Here is a 7,508-nt window from a genome sequence, read left to right as displayed (position 1 = left end):
GTCCCCATCGTCTAGAGGCCTAGGACACTGCCCTTTCACGGCGGCGACCGGGGTTCGAATCCCCGTGGGGACGCCACTAGGCGCCGGGCAATTCGCCCAAACTTACTCCCGCACCGCCATCGCTACCAAGTTTCCGCTAGGCCTCGGCCCGGCAGGCCAGCCCGATTACCGCTTTGTCGGCAGCACGCCTTGCCCTATCCTTCGTCTCACCCTTTTATTCAAGTTTACCGATCATGAAAGCTATGCCGCGGTTCCAGTTGCTGTTGTTCACGGTCATCTACGGTCTGCTCGCGTTCTTGAGCATCGATGCCCAGGATAGTGCCGACCTATCGACGCTGATCTGGCCCGCGGCGGGCATTCTGCTCGGTGCACTGATGCTCGTGCCGCTGCGCAAATGGCCGCTGTGGATGGGGATCGCCGGCGCGCTGCATATGGCGGCCAGCCTGACTAGCGGGCGCCCGATGAATATGGCGCTGCTGTTCACGGCGACCGACCTAGTGACGATGGCGCTGATCGCCGCAATCTGGCGCCGCCAGGTCGGCGAGCAACGCTCCCTTACCCAGCCGCGCAACCTGTTCTGGTTTATCGGCCTGGTGCTCGTCGGCAGCATTTTAGGCGGGATGACGACGGACGAGACGCTGGAACTCCTCGGCCGGCCAACCTCGCAATTCGGCTGGACCACCTGGGCGGTGTCGGACGGCATCGGCTGCCTGGTCGGTGCGCCGCTGGTGGTGGCCTGGTCCAGCTTCCGGGTGAAGCTGATCGGTGGACCGAATCGCCAGAACCTGCTGATCGGGCTAGTCTGGTTTGTCGCCCTGCTGGTGTCGGCCGAATTCACCTTCGACGGTCCGACCTCGGCCTGGGTATTCGGGGATACCAACTACGAGCTGACCTACCTGCCGCTGCTGTTCGTCGTGCTGGTGGCGCTGGTCTGGGAAGAACGCGGTACCACGCTGGCGCTGGTGGCGCTGGCGCTGATCGCCGGCTTCAATACACTGCAGGGTGAAGGACCGTTCGTGTTCGAAGCGCAGCAGCGCAGCCTGGCGCTGATCGAGGTGCAGGGTTATATCGGCGCCGCCGCGCTGATGGGCCTGACCATGTCGGCGCTCAACGCCAGCCGCCAACAGGCGCTGAAGCAGGCGGCCGCGTGGAAGGTACGCTTCGAGGGCGCGCTGCTGTCGAGCCGTCACCTGATGTACGAATTCGACCCGCACAGCGGCCAGATCAGCTGGGGCGGCGAGGTGCAGGCGCTGCTCGGCCTGCCGGCCACGGCGCTCGCCACGCTCGACGCCTTCCTGGCCCGGGTCCATCCGGATGACCGCCAGCCCCTCGTCGACCATGCCCAGTTCAACGACGCCGACGGCGACGAGATCAGCACGCAAAGCTATCGCTTCCGCCTCCGCTGCGCCGACGGCCAATACCGCACCGCGGTGATCACCGGGGCGCCGATCGTCGACTTCGACGGCGAGGTCTACCGGGTCGACGGCCTGTTGCACCTGGAAGACGAACTGGCGGCGCCGCGGCAGGGCTAAGAGCGATGACTGACGCGACTCACGGCGCCGTCGGCGCGCTGCTGATCCACGGCCTCGGCGGCACCCAGTACGACCTGGGCCTGATGCACAAGGTGTTGAAACGCGCCGGCGTCGACACCCACGCACTGACCCTGCCCGGCCACGGCGGCGAGCCGGACGACCTGGTGACGATCAGCGCCGAAGACTGGCTGGAGGCGGTGCGTGCCAAGTACCGCGAGCTGCGTCCGCAGTATCAGACGCTGCACGTGCTGGGCATGTGCATGGGCGCGTTGCTGGCCATCGAAACCGTCAAGCGCGAGCACCACGACAACGGCCGGCTGGTCGCGCTGGCCCCGCCGGTGTTCATCGACGGCTGGTCGACGCCGTGGTACCGCGGCCTGCGCTACCTGGTGTACCGGTTGCCGCAGCTGGCCAAACGGATGCGGGTCGAGGAAGAGGAACCGTACGGTATCAAGAGCGAGCTGGTGCGCTCGATCGTCAAGGCCAAGTTCGAGCGTGGCGACAACTTCCACTACCGCTGGGTACCGCTCTGCTGCATCCAGCAGGTCGACCGGCTGCGCGGCTGGGTCAAGCAAAACCTCGCCGACATCCACTGCCCGACGCTGGTCGTGCACGCCCGCGAGGACGAGCTGACCAGCCTGCATTCGGCCCACTTCCTCGAGGCGCAGATCGGGCCGGCCAAGACGCGCCTGGTGGTATTGGAAAACAGCTACCACATGATCTGCGTCGACAACGACCGCGAGCAGGTGGCGCAAAGCGTGCTGGAACACTTCGGCCTCGACCCGGCGTTCGCGAAACCGCGCCGCCGCAGCGCGGCGACCGCACCGGACGACGACGGCGCCAGCGGCTGAAGCGACCCCACCCAAAGCCACAAGGGCGCCACACGGCGCCCTTGTTTTCAGCACAACGCAGAACGGATACCCCAATGTCTGTCCTCGACCCTGCCGGTCACTCAGGGTATAAAACCCCCAATTCCGGACACACCCACCCGAGGCCAAGAAAAACTCATGACATTGGAACCGCTACTCCGCTTTCTGCATATCGCCAGCGTCACCCTATGGGTCGGTGGCATGTTCTTCGCTTACGTCTGCCTGCGCCCAGTCGCGGCAAAACTGCTCGAGCCCCCGCAACGCCTGCGACTATGGCGGCATGTATTTGCGCGCTTTTTCGTCTGGGTTTGGGGCGCCGTCATCCTGATTCCCGCCAGTGGCCTCATCATGATCGGCCACGTCGGCTTCGCCGCGGCTCCGCTCAACTGGCATCTGATGCTCGGAAGCGGTTTCGCGATGATCGCGATCTTCATCTACGTCGTCACCGGTCCCTACGCCGCACTCAAGCGAGCCGTCGATGCCGAGGACTGGAAAGCCGGCGGCATGGCGCTCAATCGCATCAGGCAGGCGGTCGGGGCGAACTTGGTTCTCGGTTTCCTGACCATCGGTCTGGCGACGCTCGGGCGCATGCTGGCCTAGTGCCCCGCTCCCGAAAATGCTCGAACCGGGCAATGCCCGAATCCGCGAACCGTCGACTCGAAGCGGACACGGCCCCGTTCGTTTATTGCTTTACCCGATCAATAGTCGAGCCGCCCAAGATATCCGGTCAATTCGAGGTAGCCGTGACCGACGGCCTTTCCGGCGGCCAGCGCCGTCACCGCGCCTTCCCAATACACGGCACCGGTACTGGCCCGGCTGTCGAGTTCCTGGTCGTCCATCAGCGGTGCGAGATCGAGTCGCAGCTCGCCCGCCTGAACCCGCATCGCCACCGGGTAATCGGCCCCGGTGCGCGGCGAGCGCCAGCGCCGCCTCGGCATGAAGCTCACCGCCTCGGGCGGTAGGGCGTGTGCGCTGCCGTCGGCGCCGCGCAGCGTGCCGCCTGCCCAGAACTTGCGCCCGGCCTTGTCGCGGATCTGCAGGGCCATCAATGCGCCGCCATCGTCGAGGTTGATGCCGATCCAGTCCCAGCCGACCGCCCCGTCCGCCAGCGGCGCCGATGCCCATTCGTGATCCAGCCAGGCGCTGCCGTACACGCGCTCCGGTTTGCCCTGGCGCGTCACCGTGCCGCTCACCGCAAGTTGCGGCTGGCTGTAGTAGAAGCTTGCCTGGGACGCCAAGGGCCCCTTGCGGCTGTAGCCGCGTTCGCCTTGCAGCAACGGCGCCTGCGTCGGCCGCAACGCGAGTTCGAGCGCGAATCCCCGTGCCGCGAGCGTGGCGCGATACTCCCCGTTCGCTTCCCGCCTCAGTGCCCAGCCGTCGACGCTCACCGCGGTGTCGGCGGTGGCGGCGTCCGCCAGCCCCAGGCCGGCCCGCGCGGCGCGCTGGTCGTATTGCAGCTTCCCGACCGCGGGGTCGCTCAGCGCGACGTGGGCGAACAGCAATTGCTTAGGCGCGAAACGGGAGGGGTTGGCCTGATCGAGCGGCGGCCGCGAACGGAAGAATGTCACCTGGAAGCCGAGCGGCGCGCCCGTCTCGGTGCGCAGCCAGCCGGTGACATACCACCATTCGCTGCGATAGTCGGGGTGCGCGCCATGATCGTTCGGAAAGTGCAGCAGGCGGCCCGACTCGACCGGCGGATAGCTTGGCGCCGCCGCCAGTGCGGTGAACACCGCCAGCACCAGGCACAGCACGAATGGCCGCTTGCTCACCAATCCTCCCTCACCGCGCGCACGGCGCTGCCGGACATCGCCTGCCGCCCGCTGAAGAGCGCGGTCAGCGCCGCCGCTGCCACGAGCGCTGTCGCCATCATTGCCAGCAAGGTCCACGGCATGTGCAGGCTCATGGTCCAGTGAAACGACTGCGGGTTGACCACGTGAATCAGGATCAGCGCGATGACCCACCCCAGCGCAAGACCCGCCGCAATACCCAAGAGCGCGAGCAGCGCCCCCTCCAGCGCCAGCATGGCGCCGATTTGCCGGCGCGTCACGCCGAGATGGCGCAGCACGCCGAATTCGCGCGAGCGCGCCAACGCCTGTGCGCTGAAGCTGGCACCGATGCCGAACACGCCGATGATCACCGCCACCGCCTCCAGCAGGTAGGTGACGGCAAAGCTGCGGTCGAAAATCTTGAGGCTGGCGGCATGAATCTCGCCGGGTTGGACGAACTGGACCTGCTCACCACCCGCCAGGCGGGGGCGCAGACGGTCCTGCACCTGGGCCGGGCCGCTGCCTGGTGCCAGCCACAGCGCGGCGTCGGTGACGCGCCGATCGCCCGTCAGGCGACGGTAATCGTCCCGGGCTATCACCACCGCGCCAAACTGCCGCACGTAATCACGCCACACACCAGCGACCATGAAGGCGGCCGGCCGGCCCGCCAATGGAAGCGTGGCACGGTGGCCGGGACGCAATCCATAGAGGTCCACCATGGCCTCGCTGACCCATACTGCAGGCGGGTCGCCCGGCCTCGGGGCGAGCGGGGCCCCCACCAGCGGCAGCCGCCCGCCCGGATTGCGCGGGTCGATCTGTCGGGCAATCAGGGTCACCGGCGGACGGCGGGCATCGAGCAGGATCTGGCTTGTGCGCAAGAACTCGGCCCGCGTCACGCCGGGCGTGCTGGCGATGGCCCGCTGATCGTGTTCGGAGAAATAACCGGCATCGCCGCCCGGTGCGGCGCGCAGATAGAGTTGCGCCGGCAGGACGGCATCTAGCCAGTCGTCGACCGAAGTGCGAAAACTCGCCACCATGATCACCATCGCCGTCATCAGGCTGAAGCTGGCGAGGATGCCGCCCAAGCCGATCGCCGCCCGGCCCGGTGCGCCGGCAAGTTGCGTCAACGCCAGATGGGGCACGGTCCGCCGCGAGGGGGACAAGCGCCGAAACACCGAATGCGCCAGCCGTGGCATCAGCATGATCGCGCCCACCAGCAGCAAGGCGATGGCCAGATAACCGAAGATAGGCAGGCCCGCCACCGGCCCGGCCTGCGTCAGCGCGAGCCCAGCGGCGATGGCCACCAGCCCCGCCCAGGGCGCGCGCAGCCGACTGAGCGCGGTTTCCTCGTCGCCGGCCTTGAGCGCTTGCGCCGGACTGGCGCGGGCGACTTCCCAGGCCGGCGCGAGGCTGCCGAGCAGCGCGGCCAGCAGCCCGAGTGCGAGGAACAGCAGCGCCGACCCCGCGTCGAACTGCACCGTCGGCCGAACGCCTTCGAAGTAGCCGCCACCCAAGTCGCCGCCCGCGTAGCGCAGCACCGCAGCGGCGAGCGCGAAGCCCAGCGCCAGGCCGAGCAGGGCGCCGACCATGCCCTGCGCGGCTCCCTCCGCCAGGATCAGCCGCAGCAGGTCGCCGCGCGTCATCCCCAGAGCGCGCAGCAGCGCCAGTTGCGAGCGACGCCGCAGCACCGATAAGGCCTGCGTCGAGAACACCAGGAAGGCGCCGGTGAACAGCGCCACCAGCGCCAGCACGTTCAGATTCACGCGATAGGCGCGCGACAGGTTCGAGGCGATGCGCACATTGTCCTGCGGCGTGCCCGCCACGATCCCCGCGGGCAGCCGTCTGGTCAGAGTGTGCAGGAAGGCATCGGCATCCACGCCGGGCCTGAGCTTGACGTCGATGCGCTGCAGCAGGCCGAGCCGGTCCAGGCGCCACTGCGCCGCGCCGATGTCCATCACGCCGAGGCGCAAGCCCTCGCCAAGCGCCGGCAGCGAGCCGGCGATGCGCAGCACGACTGGCCTGAGCCCGACCTGGACGGTCAGCGTGTCGCCCGGCTTGAGGTCGAGCCAGGCCAGTGCCGCCGGCGAAAGAAACACGGCATCCGGATCGAGCAGCTCGAGGTTGCCCGCGCGCGCCCGGGTCGGCCGCCCGATCAGCCCCGGCGTCACCAGCGCGGCCCGGAACACGTCGATCCCGACGAGCTTCAGCGCTTGCTTGCGCCGCGGCACCCAGGTATCCGCCTCCACCACCGGGCTGGCTGTCGCCACCTCCGGCAGCTGCGCAATGCGCTGGTAGAGGGATTCGTCGAAGCCGGTGCGCGGCCCGCGGATCTCGATATCGGCGTTGCCCATCAACGAGCGCACCGTCTGGGAAAACTCTGCGAGCGCAGCATGGTTGATCAACTGTACGGCATAGCCCATCGCTACGCCGATGGCGATGGCTAGGACGCCGACAAGATAGCGCCCGGTATGGGCGCGTACCTCCCCCACAAGCAGAGCGCGAGCAGGCGAGCGGAGCGCTTTCATGATTCAGCCGCCGACCCGGGGCGCGTGCGATGACGGGTGCGGCGCCAGCCCGTCGGGCGTCAACAGCAGGATACGGTCCGTCGTTGCCGCGGCCAGTGCGGAATGCGTGACCAGAATGCCCGCGGCGCCAGCTGTCTTGACCCGGTCATGCAGTAGACGCAGGATTTGCGCCGCCGTTTCGGGATCGATATTGCCGGTGGGCTCGTCGGCCAAGAGCAGTGCGGGCTGATGGATCAGGGCCCGCGCAATCGCCACCCGCTGCATCTCGCCGCCGGAGAGTTCGCGCGGTCGACTCTCTTCCCGCCCAGCGAGTCCTACCGCGGCGAGCATCGCGGCAACACGGGCGGCCGCTTCGCGACTACCGAGGCCGTTGAGCAGCAGTGGCAGCGCCACGTTCTGGGCCACGCTCAGGTGCGGCAGCACATGGAACGCCTGGAACACGAAACCCATCTTGCGCCGCCGCAGCCGCGTGGCGGCATCATCGTCCAGCGTCCCCAGATCCTGCCCGTCGAACACGATACGGCCGCCGTCAGGCCGATCCAGACCGGCGATCAGGTTGAGCAACGTCGATTTGCCCACGCCCGACTCGCCCATGACGGCAATATATTCGCCAGCGCCCAGCGTAAGACTGACTTCGCGCAGCACAGTGCGCGAGCGCCTATCGCGGTACGTCTTACTCACCGCAATCAGGCTCAGTACGGGATTTTCTGCATCGCAAAGCGGCGTGGCCATGGCAAAGCCGGTTTCGGAGTTGGGAACACACCACTCAGAATAGCGGATCTATGCTCTGTCCCAGACTTGCTGGACAGTCATGGT

The 7,508-nt window shown here is 67.6% G+C and carries 6 protein-coding genes and 1 tRNA gene; 4 read left to right on the top strand and 3 right to left on the bottom strand.

Features of this window, described 5'->3' with window-relative positions:
- The 4 genes from ACZ2IA_RS20755 (at position 1) to ACZ2IA_RS20740 (ending at position 3,001) form a co-directional block, all read left to right on the top strand.
- Positions 1-76, top strand: a tRNA-Glu gene (locus ACZ2IA_RS20755).
- Between the two features lie 157 nt (positions 77-233).
- Positions 234-1,532 (top strand): MASE1 domain-containing protein, encoded by a 1,299-nt coding sequence (locus ACZ2IA_RS20750; RefSeq protein WP_470294495.1) that lies wholly within the window; start codon positions 234-236, stop codon positions 1,530-1,532.
- 5 nt (positions 1,533-1,537) lie between these two features.
- Positions 1,538-2,383: an alpha/beta hydrolase gene (locus tag ACZ2IA_RS20745; protein WP_470294494.1), complete on the top strand. Its 846-nt coding sequence runs from the start codon at positions 1,538-1,540 to the stop codon at positions 2,381-2,383.
- Positions 2,384-2,539: 156 nt separating this feature from the next.
- On the top strand, positions 2,540-3,001 hold the full coding sequence (locus tag ACZ2IA_RS20740; protein WP_470294493.1) for a CopD family protein: 462 nt from the start codon (positions 2,540-2,542) through the stop codon (positions 2,999-3,001).
- A gap of 98 nt (positions 3,002-3,099) precedes the next feature.
- Here the strand turns inward: ACZ2IA_RS20740 and ACZ2IA_RS20735 are convergent, their stop codons facing one another.
- The 3 genes from ACZ2IA_RS20735 to ACZ2IA_RS20725 are packed head-to-tail and all read right to left on the bottom strand — an operon-like array spanning position 3,100 to position 7,424.
- Positions 3,100-4,170, bottom strand: a complete 1,071-nt coding sequence (locus ACZ2IA_RS20735; protein WP_470294492.1) for a lipocalin-like domain-containing protein — start codon at positions 4,168-4,170, stop codon at positions 3,100-3,102.
- Entirely contained in the window at positions 4,167-6,692 is a 2,526-nt protein-coding gene (locus ACZ2IA_RS20730) for an FtsX-like permease family protein (protein WP_470294491.1), read from the bottom strand. Before ACZ2IA_RS20730 ends, ACZ2IA_RS20735 begins: the two co-directional genes overlap by 4 nt.
- A gap of 3 nt (positions 6,693-6,695) precedes the next feature.
- Entirely contained in the window at positions 6,696-7,424 is a 729-nt protein-coding gene (locus ACZ2IA_RS20725; protein WP_470294490.1) for an ABC transporter ATP-binding protein, read from the bottom strand.
- Positions 7,425-7,508 lie beyond the last annotated feature (84 nt).

The organism is Crenobacter sp. CS_VA4, assembly GCF_055597485.1.
This window is presented reverse-complemented; position numbering and strand designations above follow the sequence as displayed.

What these genes read in the sequence shown, in the direction of transcription:
- ACZ2IA_RS20750 (WP_470294495.1), top strand. Translation starts at nt 234, where the DNA reads ATGAAAGCTATGCCGCGGTTCCAGTTGCTGTTGTTCACGGTCATCTAC.
- ACZ2IA_RS20730 (WP_470294491.1), bottom strand. Translation starts at nt 6,692, where the DNA reads ATGAAAGCGCTCCGCTCGCCTGCTCGCGCTCTGCTTGTGGGGGAGGTA.
- ACZ2IA_RS20725 (WP_470294490.1), bottom strand. Translation starts at nt 7,424, where the DNA reads ATGGCCACGCCGCTTTGCGATGCAGAAAATCCCGTACTGAGCCTGATT.
- ACZ2IA_RS20745 (WP_470294494.1), top strand. Translation starts at nt 1,538, where the DNA reads ATGACTGACGCGACTCACGGCGCCGTCGGCGCGCTGCTGATCCACGGC.
- ACZ2IA_RS20740 (WP_470294493.1), top strand. Translation starts at nt 2,540, where the DNA reads ATGACATTGGAACCGCTACTCCGCTTTCTGCATATCGCCAGCGTCACC.